This is a genomic window from Streptacidiphilus albus JL83, from assembly GCF_000744705.1.
Taxonomy (GTDB): domain Bacteria; phylum Actinomycetota; class Actinomycetes; order Streptomycetales; family Streptomycetaceae; genus Streptacidiphilus; species Streptacidiphilus albus.
In genome coordinates, this window is record NZ_JQML01000001.1 from 1980211 (window position 1) to 1995699 (window position 15489).

Genomic DNA, 15489 nt, shown 5'->3' on the forward strand with positions numbered 1-15489 from the left:
TCCGGTGTGCGCTTCATCACAGTCGGCGTCCGGATCCGGGCCCGACCTCCACCGCCCGGGTCCACCGGTCCACCGTGACCACCCGTCAGCGCGAGGGCCAGCCGCCGTCCACCACCGCGGCCGGGTCCTTCTTCCGGCGCAGGAACGCCTGCAGGTCCGCCGCCCAGGCCCGGTGCCAGTCCACCTGGCGGTCGTGCAGCTGCTCCGGCGCTATCCCGCCGACCTCGGCCGGGTAGGCCCGGCCCAGCGCCAGCGCGACCCGCAGCGCCGCCAGCGCGTCGCTGCCGGCCCGGTGCGCGTCGGCCAGCTCGACCCCGTAGACCGCGCAGGCGTTCTGCAGGGTCCGGGAGCCCTTGCGGTACTTGTCCACCGCCCGGTCGACCGTCAGCGGGTCGAACACCGGGCCCGGCCGGACGCCCGCGCGGCGGTGCGCCAGCGTCGGCCGCCCGTGGCGGGCCAGCTCGGCGTCGAGCAGGCTCAGGTCGAACGGGGCGTTGAAGACCACCACCGGGACGCCCGCCCGCCAGTACTCGGCCAGCGCCGTGGCGACCTCCTCCGCGACCTCGGCGACCGGGCGGCCCTCGGCGACGGCCCGCTCGGTGCTGACGCCGTGGATCGCGGCGGCCTCGGCCGGGATCGGCACCCCCGGGTCGGCCAGCCAGCCGAGCTCCCGGACGACCTCGCCGCCCTTGGCCTCCACCAGCGCGGCGGTGACGATGCGGGACTCGGCCGGGTCCGTCCCCGTGGTCTCCAGATCGAAGCCGACCATGGTCTCGTTCAACCAGCTCATGTCGTGAAGTCCTCTCGTCCTGTGGCTGCACCATCATCCCGCGCCCCACTGACAACGAACGGGCGGTCCGGTCGCCGGGACGGGGCGGGGGCGGTCACCGGGACGGCGGCGGGGCCGGGCGACGGCTCAGGACACCGGGCGCGAGTCGCCCCAGACGCCCTCGAACTCCTCCTGGTAGACCTGGAACAGCCCGGCCTCCGGTGGCCGGCCGGCCACGATCGGGCCCGGCGCGGCCCCGCGCACCACCAGGGCGGGCGACTCCATCCCCCGGGCCCGGCGCAGGTAGGGCTGGACCACGCCGAGCCCGTCCGGGCCGTCGCCGTCCACCAGGTACGCGCTGCAGCGCGGCAGTTCGTCGTAGACCCGGATCTCGAACGCCCCGGCGTCCCGCAGCCGGGCCCGGACCCGGCGGACGTGCATGATGTTGGTCTCCACCGACTTCGCCAGCTCGCCGCGGCCGATCCCCAGCTCCCGCTCCCGGCGGCGGACCGCGCTGCTGGCCGGGTTCAGGAAGAGCAGCCGGACCCGGCAGCCCGAGTCGGCCAGGCCGACCAGCCGCCGCCCGGTGAAGTTCTGGCACAGCAGGTTGAGGCTGATGCCCAGCGCGTCCAGCCGCCGCGCGCCCGCCAGCAGGTCCTCCACCGGCAGGTCCCGCAGCAGCCTGACCCGGTCCGGATGGACCCCGATCAGGTCCGCGTAGCGGTCGCCGACCAGCTCCTCGACCACGTCCACCGGCGCCCGCAGCCCCGGCGCGCCGGCCTCGCCGTCCAGCAGCTGCAGCAGCCGCGCCGCCGCCCGCTCGGCCTGCGCCAGCACGTTCTCGGACAGCGCCCGGTTGCGGGAGACCACGTGCCGGGCGACCTCCAGCTCGTCCAGCGCCAGCTCGACCTCGCGACGGTCGCTCAGGAACGGTTCGAAGCACGGCCAGTGCTGCACCATCAGCTCCCGCAGCTGCGGGAGGGTCAGGAAGACCACCAGGCTGTCGTCGTCCGGGTCCAGCAGGTAGCCCTTGCGCCGGCTGACCTCGCGGACCGCGCCCGCGCGCTGGGCCCACTCCTCGCCGGCCGGGCCGGCCGCGGCCAGCACCCAGTCCTCGCCGTGCACCGGCTCGTAGACCGGGCGCAGCACCTCGGAGACGACCGACCGCAGCCGCTGCTCGACGAGGTTCAGCCAGACGTAGGCCCGGCCCGCCCGGCGGACCCGTATCCGGGCCTCGTCCCAGGCTCCGGGGGGCCAGGCGAGCGAGGGTTCGAGCGGCCCCGGCTGGTTCGGAGCGGTCCGACCGGCTCCGGTCCGGACGACGATGGTCGGGGCCTCTCCCCGCGCTGCGCCTCCTGCGGCACCCCCGTCGGGGACGACCATCCCGGACCTCACCATCCCTCGCGTGCTCGGTCTGCCCCGCCCGCCGAGGAGGGAGGGGCGCGCCCACAACGTACCCTGTCGAGCCGTCAGCGGTAGGCCATCCGGGTGACTCCGGACGATCAAGGGTACTTCGCTGCCACGCTGAGCGCAGCAGTTCCGCGCCTGCTCCCCCGGGGCAGGAGACCGGGGCAGGAGACCGGTGGCGGACCGTCACCGGCCGCGGCCGGTGGTCCCTTTCGGGCGAACCGGCCCGGATGTCGCACGGTCCGGGCCCGAGCTGCGAGACCATGCAGGGTGCGGAGTCATGCTGGAGCGCCGACGGCAGTGGGAGTGGTGGAGGACGATGCAGGTCTGGCCGGGACATCCGTACCCCCTGGGCGCCACGTTCGACGGGGCAGGGACCAACTTCGCCGTGTTCTCGGAGGCCGCCGAGCGGATAGAGCTGTGCCTGCTCGGCGACGACGGCTCGGAGACCTCGGTCGAGCTGCGGGAGAAGGACGCCTTCGTCCGGCACGCCTACCTGCCGGGCATCCAGCCGGGGCAGCGCTACGGCTTCCGGGTGCACGGACCCTACAAGCCGCAGAGCGGCGACCGCTGCAACGCGGCGAAGCTGCTGCTCGATCCCTACGCCAAGGCGATGAGCGGTTCGATCGACTGGGACGAGTCCGTCTACGGCTACTACTTCCAGGAGCCCGGACGCCGGAACGACCTGGACTCGGCCCCGCACACGATGGCGTCGGTGGTGGTCAACCCCTTCTTCGACTGGGGCAACGACCGCCCGCCGCGCACCGAGTACCACAACACCGTGATCTACGAGGCCCAGGTCAAGGGGCTGACCTACCTGCACCCGGGCATCCCGGAGGAGATCCGGGGCACCTACGCCGGGATCGCGCACCCGGCCGTGATCAGCCACCTGGTGCACCTGGGCGTGACCGCGATCGAGCTGATGCCGGTGCACCAGTTCGTCCACGACCACCGGCTGGTGGACCTGGGCCTGTCCAACTACTGGGGCTACAACACCATCGGCTTCTTCGCCCCGCACGGGGCGTACTCCTCCCAGGGCGACCGGGGCCAGCAGGTCCAGGAGTTCAAGTCGATGGTGAAGGCGCTGCACGCGGCCGGGATCGAGGTGATCCTGGACGTGGTCTACAACCACACCGCCGAGGGCAACCACCTGGGCCCGACGCTGGCCTTCCGGGGCCTGGACAACTCCGCCTACTACCGGCTCGCGGACGACCGCCGCTACTACGAGGACACCACCGGCACCGGCAACAGCCTGCTGATGCGCAGCCCGCACGTGCTTCAGATGATCATGGATTCGCTGCGCTACTGGGTCACCGAGATGCACGTCGACGGCTTCCGCTTCGACCTCGCGGCCACCCTCGCCCGGCAGTTCCACGACGTCGACCGGCTCTCCTCCTTCTTCGACCTGGTCCAGCAGGACCCGGTGGTCTCCCAGGCCAAGCTGATCGCCGAGCCCTGGGACGTCGGCGAGGGCGGCTACCAGGTCGGCAACTTCCCGCCGCTGTGGACCGAGTGGAACGGCCAGTACCGCGACACCGTCCGTGACCTGTGGCGCGGCGAGAACGCCGCCCTCGCCGAGTTCGGCTCCCGGCTGACCGGCTCCTCCGACCTCTACCAGGACGACGGCCGCCGCCCCATCGCCTCCATCAACTTCGTCACCTGCCACGACGGCTTCACCCTGCGCGACCTGGTCTCCTACAACGACAAGCACAACGAGGACAACCACGAGGACAACCGCGACGGCGAGAGCTTCAACCGCTCCTGGAACTGCGGCGCCGAGGGCGGGACCGACGACCCCGGCGTGCTGGAGCTCCGCGCCCGCCAGCAGCGCAACTTCATCGCCACCCTGCTGCTCTCCCAGGGCGTCCCGATGCTCTCCCACGGCGACGAGTTCGGCCGCACCCAGGGCGGCAACAACAACGCCTACTGCCAGGACAACGAGATCGCCTGGCTGCACTGGCCCGCCAGCGCGGCCCCGCCGGTCGTCGACGACCGCAGCGGCGAGCTCCCGGAGGACGGCCCGACCGGCGACGGACCGACCGGGGAGGAGCCGACCGACGACCCGGCCGCAGCCTCCGGCTCCGCCGCCCCCGCCGGACCCGAGGACGAGGCCGCCGCACAGCTGCTCGCCTTCACCCGGCACATGGTCTGGCTCCGCCGGGACCACCCGGTCTTCCGGCGCCGCCGCTTCTTCCACGGCCGCCCGGTCTCCGGCACCCACGACGACCTCACCGACATCGCCTGGTTCACCGCCGCCGGCGAGGAGATGACCGACGAGGACTGGCGGGTGTCCTACGCCAAGTCGCTCACCGTCTTCCTCAACGGCTACGCCATCTCCGAGCCCGACCCGCGCGGCGAACGGATCACCGACGACTCCTTCCTGCTGCTGTTCAACGCCGGGGCGTCCGGCCTGGACTTCACCGTCCCGGTCAACCACGGCCGCGAGTGGCAGGTGGTCGTCGACACCGCCCAGCCCTGGGCCATCGCCCCGGGGACCGGCGCCAAGGTCAGGGCCGGCGACACGCTCCACCTGACCGACCGCTCGATGATGGTCCTGCAGCGGCCGGCGTGATACCGGAGCCACTGGTGGGTACACGTCCCACATGACCGAGACCGCCGTCCCCACCGCCAGCTACCGGCTCCAGCTCCAGCCCGGCTTCGGCTTCGCCGAGGCCGGGCAGGCCGTCCCGCACCTCGCCCGGCTCGGCGTGTCCCACCTCCACCTCTCCCCCGTGCTCCAGGCGGTCCCCGGCTCCACCCACGGCTACGACGTCACCGACCACGGCCGGATCAGCGAGCAGCTCGGCGGCGAGGCCGGGCTGCGCGCCCTCGCCGCCACCGCCCACGGCCACGGCCTGCACCTGATCGTCGACACGGTGCCGAACCACATGGCCGCCCCGGTCCCGGCCCACCTCAACCGGGCCTGGTGGGAGCTGCTCCGCTCGGGCCCCGACTCGCCCAGCGCCCGCTGGTTCGACGTCGACTGGGCCGCCCAGGACGGACGGCTGCTGCTGCCCGTCCTCGGCGCGCCGCCGGCCGAGGAGCTGTCCCGGATCACCGTGGACCGCGAGGCCGACCCGCCGCTGCTGCACTACTACGACCATGTGCTGCCGCTGCGTCCCGGTACCGAGCAGCTGCCGCTGCCCGCCCTGCTCGACGCCCAGTGGTACCGGCTCGCCTGGTGGCGCACCGCCCGCACCGAGCTGAACTACCGGCGCTTCTTCACCGTCTCCGACCTGGTCGGCCTCCGGGTAGAGCACGAGGAGGTCTTCGCCGCCACCCACGCCCTGCTGCTGCGGCTGCACGCGGAGGGAATCGTCGACGGGCTCCGGGTCGACCACCCCGACGGGCTGGCCGACCCGCGCGGCTACCTGCGCCGGCTCGCCGCCGAGACCGGCGGCGCCTACGTGGTGGTGGAGAAGATCCTCACCGGCGAGGAGCGGCTGCCGGAGGACTGGGCCTGCGCGGGCACCACCGGCTACGACGCGCTGCGCCGGATCGACGGCGTGCTCACCGACGGTGCGGGCGTGGCCGCGCTGACCGCCGTCTACGCCGAGCACCTGGGGCTGCCGGGCCCGGAGGCGGTCCCGGGGGCCGACGCCTTCGCCCTGGACGGCCGGGCGGAGATGGTCGCCCCGGAGGGCGAGCTGGCCGCCGAGGTCAACCGGCTCACCCGGGTCGCGGCCTCGGCCCTGAACGGCACCGCGCCGGACGGCGAGCCGCCGCTGCGCGGGGCGGTCGCCGCCGCGCTGGCCGCCTACCCGGTCTACCGCCCCTACCCCGTCCCCGGCGAGCAGGACCGCCCCGCCGACGCCGCCGCACTGGCCGACGCCGCCGAAGGACCGCTGCTCGACCTCGCACTGGGACGGCTGGGCCGGGGCCCGGCCCGGGACGAGTTCCGGACCCGCTTCGCCCAGACCGCCTCCGCCGTCGCCGCCAAGGGGGTCGAGGACACCGCCTTCTACCGGCGCTTCCCGCTGCTGTCGCTGAACGAGGTCGGCGGCGACCCGGCCCGCCCGGGCCTGGCCCCGGAGGAGTTCCACGCCTACTGCGAGCGGATGCAGCGCGACTGGCCGCACGCGATGACCGCGCTGTCCACCCACGACACCAAGCGCAGCGCCGACGCCCGTGCCCGGCTGGCCGTCCTGGCCGAGCTGCCCGAGCTGTGGCGGACCGAGCTGGCGGCGCTGACCGCGCTGCTCCCCGACCCGCCGCCGGACCCGGCCACCGGCTACCTGCTGTGGCAGACCGCGCTCGCGGCCTGGCCGATCGACGGCGACCGGCTGAGCGCCGCCGTGCTGAAGTCGGTCCGCGAGGCCAAGCAGCGCACCAGCTGGACCGAGCCCGACCAGCGGTTCGAACAGGCCGTCGAGCGGACGGCGCGGGCCGTGCCGGAGAGCCCGGAGATCCGCGCCCGGCTGGACGCCCTGGTCGCCGGGCTGGCGCCCTGGGAGCGCGTCAACACCCTGTCCGGGACCCTGCTGCACCTGACCATGCCCGGCGTCCCCGACCTCTACCAGGGCAGCGAGCTGCCGCTGCACACCCTGGTCGACCCGGACAACCGCCGGATCGTGGACTTCGCCACCGTCCCGGTGCCGGGGACCACCGCCGCCGAGAAGCTGCACGTCACCACCGTCGCGCTGCGGCTGCGCCGGCGGCTGCCGGGGAGCTTCGCGGCCGGCTACACCCCGGTCCCGGCCGACCGGCACCTGGTCGCGTTCCGGCGCGGCCCGGATGTACTGGCCGCCGCCACCCGGCTGCCGCACGGGCTGGCCCGGCGCGGCGGCTGGGGCCGCTCGGCCCTGCGGCTGCCGTCCGGGAGCTGGACCGAGCTGCTGACCGGGCGCGCGGGCCTGCGGGACGCGGTCGCCCTGGCCGACCTGCTGGCCGCGCTGCCGGTGGCGCTGCTGGTCCGGGACAGCCTCCGGCCCGGCGGGGGGTCCGCCGGGCCGGAGGGGTCCTGAGGGTGCGTCGGACGGGGTCAGACCACGATCCGGTCCAGGTCGGGCGCGGAGGCGGTGCCGCTCGCGGAGATCGCGACCGTGTTGGCGCTGCCGGCCTTGAGGGTGACGGTCAGCGTGTAGCTGCCGACCACGCTGTAACTGCTGGCGTCGGTCTCGGGGAAGGTCGCCGTCTGCGCGACGCCGTCGACGGTGACCGTCGCCGGCTTGGCCTTGCCCACGCTCAGGTAGTGGACCGTCAGCTGGTAGCTGCCGGCGGCGGGTTCGCCGATCCCGGTGAAGGTCACCGAGCCGTTGGCGCTGCCGCCGACCGCGCTCACCTTCTGGCCGCCGGAGCAGGCGGAGCAGCTGGTGACGTCGGCGCCGTTGGCCAGCGTCGCCGACTCGGCCTCGTAGCTCCTGCCGCCGGCCGGGCCGGTCGCGGAGGAGCTGGGGCTCGCACTGGCGCTGGCACTGGCGGACGCCGAGGCACTGGCACTGGCCGAGGCACTGGCGCTCGGGCTGCCGGTCGCGCCGCCGGGCAGCGCGGCCGGGTTCCAGTAGTCACCGGCCATGACGATGTAGACCAGCATCTTGATGGTCTCGCCGTAGTAGGTGTCGCCGAAGGGGTTGGTCGCCAGCTGCGCCCAGATGGCGTCGGTCCAGGCCTGGTCGCCGGAGGCCATCGCCGACGGTCCGACCGAGTCCCCGGCCTCCTCGGCCTGGGTGTCGTTCTTGACGTTGTCGTCGGCGCAGTTCAGCTTGATGTGCGGCTGGACGTCGGCCGGCTTGCCGCCGGACAGCGACTTCAGGCAGGCCGACTCCAGCTTGGCCGTGTTGTAGGCGGTGGCGGCGACGGTCGGGCCGTTCTCCAGCGCGTCCGTGCCCATGTGCCAGGGCACCCGGATGGAGTTGTAGCCGACGATGTTGTCCGGCTGGTCCTCCTGGTAGTCGGCCGGGGCCGGCTGCGGGCCGGTGGTGTCCGCATCGACCACGAAGTCGGAGAGCAGGCCCGCGCCGGGCGAGTACTTCGCGGTGAACTCGTTGACCACGGCCTCGGTCCGGGTGACCACCTTGGACCAGTCGTGGGCGGTGTCGTAGGCCGCGAACGCCCGCAGGTGGTCGAGCATCATGTCGGACGGCCGGGTGTCGGTGTCGGGGCCGTCGTCCTCGCACTTGAGGTGGCCGTCCGGGGCGACGTCGTTGGCGTAGACGCTGGCCAGCCAGCTCTTGGCGGCGGCGGTGTAGCCGCCCCACTGCTTGTCGGCGAGGATCAGGCCGTAGCCGATGTCGAGGTCGCCGTCGGTGGCCGCGTCCGGGGTGCCGCTGCTGTAGTACTTGCAGGTCTTCCCGTCCAGCTGCCACTGCATCAGGCCCCACTTGTCCTCGTGGTCCTGCACCAGTTGCCACAGCCCGTTGAACTCGGTCTGCGCGTCGGGGTCGTAACCGGCCATCAGCGGCACGATGTTCATGCCGTAGCCCTGGGCCTCGGAGACGGTGCCGCCGTTGGTGGCGTCGTCGTCGCCCTTGGTGGAGACGTAGTACTCGTTGCCGGCGCAGCCGTGGACGAGGTAGGTGGACTTCCAGGAGTCGTACTGCTTCTCCACCGCCGCGTCGCGGGTGGCCTGCGGCGCCGAGGGCATCACGCCGACCTTGTAGGTGACGTGGGTGGGGAAGGGGAAGGCGGGGGTGGCGGCGGCCGAGGCGGTCGCGCCGCCGAGCGCCGTGACGCCGAGACCGATACAGCCGACGGCCGCGACGGCGGCCACCAACTTCCGGAAGTGGGGGATCGCACGGGTATGACGGGGCATCAGCCCTGCTCCTACGTGGGGGGATCGGGGGAGTCCGCATTTCTAGTTAGGAACGTTTCCTTACTAGATGCGGAAGAAGGTAGCCCGTGGCCCGTACGCGGTCAAGAGAAAGAGCAGCACCGGACGCGAAGTCAAGTCCAAGCCGCCAAGGAACACTTAAGGGAGTCCTTAATGCCACCCCGTCCCACCAGCCACTCTTTCGAGCTCTGGGCCCCGGCCGCGGCGCACTCGGTCGAGCTCGACCTCGACGGCGCCCGCCACCCGATGCACCGCGACCCCGAGCGCCCCGGCTGGTGGCAGACCACCGCGCCCGCCCGGCCCGGCGCCTCCCGCTACGGCTACCGGCTCGACGGCGACCCGGTGCTGCTGCCCGACCCGCGTGCGGCCCGGCTCCCGGACGGACCCGAGGGCCCCGCCCAACTCGTGGACCACGAAGCCTTCGAGTGGACCGCGCCCGCCCCGGGAGCCCCGCTGCCCGGGAGCGTCCTCTACGAACTCCACATCGGCACCTTCACCCCCGAGGGCACCTTCGACGCCGCCGCCGCCCGGCTGCCCCACCTGGTCGACCTCGGCGTCGACACGGTCTCGCTGATGCCGGTCTGCACCTGGGCCGGCGCCCACGGCTGGGGCTACGACGGCGTCGCCCCCTGGGCCGTCCACGAACCCTACGGCGGCCCCGACGGCCTCAAGCGCTTCGTCGACGCCGCGCACCGGCACGGACTGCGGGTCAGCCTCGACGTGGTCCACAACCACCTCGGCCCCTCCGGCAACCTGCTCCCCCGCTTCGGCCCGTACTTCACCGACACCCACCACACCCCCTGGGGCTCCGCGGTCAACCTCGACGCCCCCGGCTCCGACGAGGTCCGCGCCTACCTCATCGGCAGCGCCCTCGCCTGGCTCCGCGACTACCGCCTCGACGGGCTCCGGCTCGACGCCGTCCACGCCCTGGTCGACACCCGCGCCCTGCACTTCCTGGAGGAACTGGCCGCCGCCGTCGACGGCCTGGCCGCCGCCACCGGACGCCACCTCCACCTGATCGCCGAGTCCGACCTCAACGACCCCCGGCACACCACCCCCCGGCACGACGGCGGGCTCGGCCTCACCGCCCAGTGGAGCGACGACCTGCACCACTGCCTCCACACCGCGCTCACCGGCGAGGGCCAGGGCTACTACGCCGACTTCGCCGTCCGGCCGCTCACCGGCCTGGCCAAGACCCTGCGCCACGGCTGGTTCCACGACGGCAGCTGGTCCAGCTTCCGGCAGCGGCGCCACGGCCGCCCGCTCGACCCCCGGCGCACCCCCGGCCACCGGCTGCTCGGCTACCTGCAGACCCACGACCAGATCGGCAACCGCGCCCAGGGCGACCGGCTCGCGGCCGGACTCGCCCCCGGCCTGCTCGCCGCCGGCGCCGCCCTGGTGCTCACCTCACCGTTCACCCCGATGCTGTTCATGGGCGAGGAGTGGGGCGCCCGCACCCCCTGGCAGTACTTCACCGACCACCAGGACCCCGGCCTCGCCGACGCCGTCCGCAACGGCCGCCGCGCCGAGTTCGCCGCCCACGGCTGGAAGCCCGAGGACGTCCCCGACCCGCAGGAGCCCGCCACCTTCCTCGGCTCCAAGCTCGACTGGACCGAGTCCGCCCGGGAGCCGCACGCCTCCCTGCTCGCCTGGTACCGCGCACTGCTGGCGCTGCGCCGGGCGCACCCGGCCCTCGCCGACCCCGACCTGGCCGCCGTCGACGTCGAGTTCGACGAGTCCGAGCGCTGGCTGGTGCTCCACCGCGGCCACTGCCGCACCGCGGTCAACCTCTCCCCCGAGCCCCGCACGGTGCCGCTCGGCGGCACGTTCACCGACCTCCTCGCCGCCTACGGGACGCCGGTCCCGCACCGGGACGCGCTCACCCTCCCGCCCGCCTCGGCCGCGGTGGTCCGCACGGCGCAGTGACCGAACCCGTCCACGGTTGCGGGACGGGTCCGGCCACTGACGCCGGCTCGGACTCGGGCTCAGACCGCGACCGGCAGCTCCCGCTCCTGCCCGGAGCCGGCCCGGGCCGGCGTCGGCCGGGCCCGGCCGACGTGGTTGAACAGCAGGTTCAGCACCACGGCCACCAGGCAGCCGGCGCTGATCCCCGAGGTCATCACCGTCTGCACGGCCTGCGGGAAGGCGGCGTAGAAGTCGGGCGCGGCGATCGGCAGCACCCCGAAGCCGATGGAGACCGCGACGATCAGCAGATTGCCGTTCTCCTGCAGCCGGGCGCGGGTCAGGGTGCGGATGCCGCTGGCGGCGACCGTGCCGAAGAGCGCCAGGCCCGCGCCGCCGAGCACCGGCTGCGGCACCACGTTGACGATCGCCCCGGCCACCGGGAACAGCCCGAGCAGGACCAGGATCACGCCGCTCGCGGCGACCACGAACCGGCTGCGGACGTTGGTGAGCGCCACCAGGCCGATGTTCTGCGCGAACGCGGTGGCGGTGAACCCGTTCAGCAGGGCCGCGACCGCCGAGGCCGCTCCGTCGGCGCGCAGTCCGGCGGCGATGGTCGCCTCGTCGGCCGGCCGCTCGACGATCTCGCCCAGCGCCAGCATGTCGGCGGTGCTCTCGGTCATCGTCACCAGCATCACGATCAGCATCGAGATGATCGCCGCGACCTGGAACTGCGGCGCGCCGAAGTGGAAGGGCGAGGGCAGCGCGAAGGCCGGCACGTGGGACAGCTGCCCGAAGTCGGTCCGGCCGAGCGGGACGGCCGCGACGGTGCCGACCAGCAGCCCCAGCAGGATGGCGACGGTCTGCATGAAGCCCCTGAGGAAACGATTCAGCAGAAGCACCACGACCAGGGTGAAACCGGCCAGCCCGATATTGGTCACCGAACCGAAGCTCCTGGCGGTCGAGTCGCCGCCCTCGGCCCAGTTGGCGGCGACCGGGAACAGCGACAGCCCGATCAGGGTGATCACGGTGCCGCTGACCACGGGCGGGAAGAAGCGGTTGAGCTTGCCGAAGTAGGGAGCGGCGAAGAACGCCGCGACCCCGGCGACCAGGACGCCGCCGTAGATCTCGGGCAGGGCGTGGCCCGGGTGCGCGGTCCTGGCGACGGCCACCATCGGGGCCACTCCGGCGAAGGAGATGCCGTTGACGAACGGCAGCCGCGAGCCGATCTTCCAGATACCGAGGGTCTGCAGCAGCGTCGCCAGCCCGGAGGTGAGCAGCGCCGCGCCGATCAGGACGGTGAGCTCGGTGCTGCTGAGCCCGCAGGCCGCGCCGACGATCAGTGGCGGGGCCACCACTCCGGCGTACATCGCGGCGATGTGCTGCAGTCCGTAGGCGAGGAGCTTGGGGGCGGGGAGCAGCTCGTCCACGGGGTGGATCGCGGCCGGGGCCGGATTCGGGCGTGCGGTATCCACGCGGGTACCTCCAGGAGTGCGGTGCGGTCACCGGGGCGGGGGACGTGGTGCGACCTGGAGGCAGGGGACGGCCTGCGGGCAGGGGAGAGCTCAGCCGGACGGCGATCCGGGAAGCCGCGGAACCAGCTTGGTTCCGCGACTCGGGAATTCGTTTTCGCTTGCTGGAAACGTAGGACCATCCAGCCGGAGCGTCAACAGATTGTTTATCAGTTTGTTCGTTCCTACAAGGCTCCGCCTGCGGTTCAGGCCCCGGCCTTCGCCAGCAACCGCCCCCACAGCGCCCGGACCTGAGGCTCCAACCGCTCCAGCGGGCCGTCGTTGTCGATCACCAGGTCGGCCACCGCCAGCCGGTCCTCCCGCGAGGACTGCGCCGCCATCCGCGCCCGCGCCTCGCCCTCCGCCATCCCCCGCAGCCGCACCAACCGGTCCAGCCGGGTCGCGTCCGCCGCGTCGACCACCACCACCAGGTCGTACAGCCCGGCCAGCCCGTTCTCCGCCAGCAGCGGCACATCGTGCAGCACCACGTCCCCCGGCCCGGCCGCCTCCTCCAGCTCCGCCGAGCGCCGCCCCACCAGCGGATGCACGATCGCGTTCAACGCCGCCAGCCGCGCCGGGTCCGCGAACACGATCCCGCCCAGCCGGGGACGGTCCAGCGCACCGTCCGGCAGCAGCACCTCCGGACCGAACTCCGCGACCACCGCCGCCAGCCCCGGCGTCCCCGGCGCCACCACCTCCCGCGCGATCAGATCCGCGTCCACCACCACCGCACCGTACGAGGCCAGCAGCCGCGAGACCTCGCTCTTGCCGGCACCGATACCACCCGTCAACCCGACCTTCAGCATGGCCGCAGCCTAGCCGCCGACCCCGGCCGCCACCGGCTCGGCCTCCGCCACCGCCCCGGCCCCGGCCCCGGCCCCGGCCCCGGCCCCGGCCTCGTCCCCGGCGCCCCGCTGCCCCGGCAGGGCCGCCGCCACCGCCAGCGGCGGCAGCGTCTGGTTCTCCCGCAGCCCCACCCGCGCGTGCAGCCGCCGCAGCCAGGCCGGCGCCCACCAGTTCCGGTCCCCGAACAAGGTCATCGTGGCCGGCACCAGCAGCATCCGCACCAGCGTCGCATCCACGAAGATCGCCACCGCCAGCGCCAGCCCGATCTCCTTGATGTCCAGCATGTCGCCCGCCGAGAAGCCCGCGAACACCACCACCATCAGCAGCCCGGCCGAGGTGATGATCCGACCGCTCCGCTGCACCCCCAGCTCCACCGCCCGCCGACACGGCTGCCCGTGCTCGTGCAACTCCTTGATCCGCGACAGCAGGAACACCTCGTAGTCCATCGACAGGCCGAACGCGAAGGCGAACACCAGCACCGGGATCCACGCCTCAAGACCGCCCGTCGGCGAGAACCCCAGCAGCCCGGAGAACCAGCCGAACTGGAACACCAGGGTCAGCACCCCCAGCGACGCCCCCAGCGACAGCATGTTCATCGCCAGCGCCTTCAACGGCACCACCACCGAACCCGTCATCAGGAACAGCAGCACGAACGTCGCCGCCGCCACCAGCCCCAGCGCCCACGGACCCCGGGTCGCCACCTCGTGCTTGAAGTCCAGCACCGTCGCCGCGTCACCCGTCACATACGTGGTCAACCCGCCCCGGTCCGCCCGCAGCTCCGACACCACCCGCTGCGCCGTCGCCCCCTCCGTCCCGCCCTGCACGTCCACTCCGACCGTCACCGGCGCCGTGGTGCTCTGCACCGCCGCGCCGCTCACTCCGGGCAGTGTCCGCACCTGCGCCGCATAGTCCGCCGCCTGCTGCGCCGTACCGTCGACCACCACCGTCACCGCCGACTGCCGCTCCTGCGGGAACCGGGTCTGCACCGCGTCCGCCACCGCCCGGCTGCTGAAGGACTGCGGCAGCACGTCCGCGTCGGCGCTCTGCGGGTGCGCGAACGCGAACGGCGCCGCCAGCGCCAGCAGCACCCCCGCCACGCCCAGCGCCACCGGCAGCGGACGCCGCTGCACCCGGCGCACCGTCCGCGCGAACACCCCGTCGTCCGAGGCCGGCTGCAGCGGCGCCTTGATCCGCGCCCCGGCGAACCCCAGCAGCGCCGGCACCAGCGTCAGCCCCGACAGCAGCGTGATCACCACCACGCTCACCCCGGCCGCCCCCACCGCCCGGAAGATCGGGCTGACGAACACGAACAGCCCCGACAGCGCGGCGGCGACCGTCAGCGCCGAGAAGGCGATCGTCCGCCCCGCCGTCGCACTGGTCCGCTCCACCGCCTCGGCCACCCCGGCGCCGTGGCTGCGCTCCTCCCGGAACCGGTTCACCATCAGCAGCGCGTAGTCGATCGACAGGCCCAGGCCCAGCACGGTCGCGATCGGCAGCACGCTGGTGTCGATCGGCATGATCTTGGTGAACCCGAGGATCGCCAGGAACGCCCCGCCGATCGAGGCGACCGCCCCGATCAACGGCAGCCCGGCCGCGACGAACCCGCCGAAGATCAGCACCATCACCAGCAGCGTCACCGGCAGCGTGATGAACTCGCCCAGCTCGGTGTCCTGCTTGGTCTGCTGCTGCACCTGCTGGGTCAGCACCTGCTCCCCGCCGAGCTTCACGCTCGCCCCCGGCGCCGCCGCCGCGATCCCCTGCAGCCGCGCCGAGACCGCGTCCAGCGTCCGACTGCTGCCGTTGGTGAGCGAGACCTGCACCAGGCTCGCGTGCCCGTCCGCGGAGACCAGCGCCGCGGCGTCCGGCCCCGTGTAGGCGTCGGCGACCGAACCCACCCCGGGCATCCGGGCCAGGTCCACCGCGGCGGCCGTGACCGCCGCCCGCACCGCCGGGGCGGACACCGCAGGACCGTCGACCAGCGCGGTGACACTGCCCGCCGAGGAACCCGCCGAGGCCAGGATCGCCGCCCCCGCCGCCGACTCCGAGCCGGCCGCACTCGCCGCCGGCGCGGCGGCCGAGAACACCCGGGTCCCGAACAGCAGGCCCACCGCCAGCAGCAGCGCCCACAACGCCAGCACCCACCGCCGGTGCCGGTAACTGAATCGCCCCACAGCGGCAAAGGGACCGCCGCAGCGGGTGGACGGTGCAGTCATCGACGTACCTTGCAGCCGGGGGACGGGTTGCAAGCCACCCTCGCCCGAATACCGACGTTTCGGAAGTTAAAC

General features: G+C 73.5%; 9 protein-coding genes. 3 read left to right on the forward strand and 6 right to left on the reverse strand.

Going from position 1 to position 15489, the window contains the following annotated elements; genetic code table 11:
• Nucleotides 1-85 precede the first annotated feature (85 nt).
• Both BS75_RS08605 and BS75_RS08610 read right to left on the reverse strand, forming a co-directional pair.
• Nucleotides 86-790, reverse strand: a complete 705-nt coding sequence (locus tag BS75_RS08605) for an exonuclease domain-containing protein (protein ID WP_034087788.1) — start codon at nucleotides 788-790, stop codon at nucleotides 86-88.
• Nucleotides 791-916: 126 nt separating this feature from the next.
• A complete protein-coding gene (locus BS75_RS08610; RefSeq protein WP_160312250.1) occupies nucleotides 917-2152 on the reverse strand; it encodes an SAV2148 family HEPN domain-containing protein in 1236 nt (411 codons plus the stop codon).
• Nucleotides 2153-2495: 343 nt separating this feature from the next.
• Between BS75_RS08610 and glgX the strand changes: the two genes are divergently transcribed.
• Together glgX and treY are read left to right on the forward strand one after the other, a co-directional pair.
• A complete protein-coding gene (gene glgX, locus BS75_RS08615) occupies nucleotides 2496-4748 on the forward strand; it encodes a glycogen debranching protein GlgX (RefSeq protein WP_034087789.1) in 2253 nt (750 codons plus the stop codon).
• Nucleotides 4749-4779: 31 nt separating this feature from the next.
• A complete protein-coding gene (treY, locus tag BS75_RS08620) occupies nucleotides 4780-7140 on the forward strand; it encodes a malto-oligosyltrehalose synthase (protein WP_034087790.1) in 2361 nt (786 codons plus the stop codon).
• Between the two features lie 17 nt (nucleotides 7141-7157).
• Here treY and BS75_RS08625 read toward each other — a convergent pair whose 3' ends face one another.
• Complete coding sequence (locus BS75_RS08625) at nucleotides 7158-8927, reverse strand: glycosyl hydrolase family 8 (protein WP_063771471.1); 1770 nt, start codon at nucleotides 8925-8927, stop codon at nucleotides 7158-7160.
• Nucleotides 8928-9098: 171 nt separating this feature from the next.
• Here BS75_RS08625 and treZ point away from each other — a divergent pair, with 171 nt between their 5' ends.
• Complete coding sequence (gene treZ / locus BS75_RS08630) at nucleotides 9099-10871, forward strand: malto-oligosyltrehalose trehalohydrolase (RefSeq protein WP_034087791.1); 1773 nt, start codon at nucleotides 9099-9101, stop codon at nucleotides 10869-10871.
• 59 nt (nucleotides 10872-10930) lie between these two features.
• On the opposite strand, the gene BS75_RS08635 is transcribed toward treZ, so the two are convergent.
• The 3 genes from BS75_RS08635 to BS75_RS51390 form a co-directional block, all read right to left on the reverse strand.
• Nucleotides 10931-12322, reverse strand: a complete 1392-nt coding sequence (locus tag BS75_RS08635) for a nucleobase:cation symporter-2 family protein (protein WP_042437669.1) — start codon at nucleotides 12320-12322, stop codon at nucleotides 10931-10933.
• A gap of 242 nt (nucleotides 12323-12564) precedes the next feature.
• Complete coding sequence (gene coaE / locus BS75_RS08640) at nucleotides 12565-13164, reverse strand: dephospho-CoA kinase (RefSeq protein WP_034087792.1); 600 nt, start codon at nucleotides 13162-13164, stop codon at nucleotides 12565-12567.
• Nucleotides 13165-13173: 9 nt separating this feature from the next.
• Nucleotides 13174-15375 (reverse strand): MMPL family transporter, encoded by a 2202-nt coding sequence (locus BS75_RS51390; protein WP_160312249.1) that lies wholly within the window; start codon nucleotides 15373-15375, stop codon nucleotides 13174-13176.
• Between the last annotated feature and the right edge of the window lie 114 nt (nucleotides 15376-15489).

What these genes read in the sequence shown, in the direction of transcription:
- BS75_RS08605 (WP_034087788.1), bottom strand. Translation starts at nt 790, where the DNA reads ATGAGCTGGTTGAACGAGACCATGGTCGGCTTCGATCTGGAGACCACG.
- BS75_RS08610 (WP_160312250.1), bottom strand. Translation starts at nt 2,152, where the DNA reads ATGGTCGTCCCCGACGGGGGTGCCGCAGGAGGCGCAGCGCGGGGAGAG.
- glgX (WP_034087789.1), top strand. Translation starts at nt 2,496, where the DNA reads ATGCAGGTCTGGCCGGGACATCCGTACCCCCTGGGCGCCACGTTCGAC.
- treY (WP_034087790.1), top strand. Translation starts at nt 4,780, where the DNA reads ATGACCGAGACCGCCGTCCCCACCGCCAGCTACCGGCTCCAGCTCCAG.
- BS75_RS08625 (WP_063771471.1), bottom strand. Translation starts at nt 8,927, where the DNA reads ATGCCCCGTCATACCCGTGCGATCCCCCACTTCCGGAAGTTGGTGGCC.
- treZ (WP_034087791.1), top strand. Translation starts at nt 9,099, where the DNA reads ATGCCACCCCGTCCCACCAGCCACTCTTTCGAGCTCTGGGCCCCGGCC.
- coaE (WP_034087792.1), bottom strand. Translation starts at nt 13,164, where the DNA reads ATGCTGAAGGTCGGGTTGACGGGTGGTATCGGTGCCGGCAAGAGCGAG.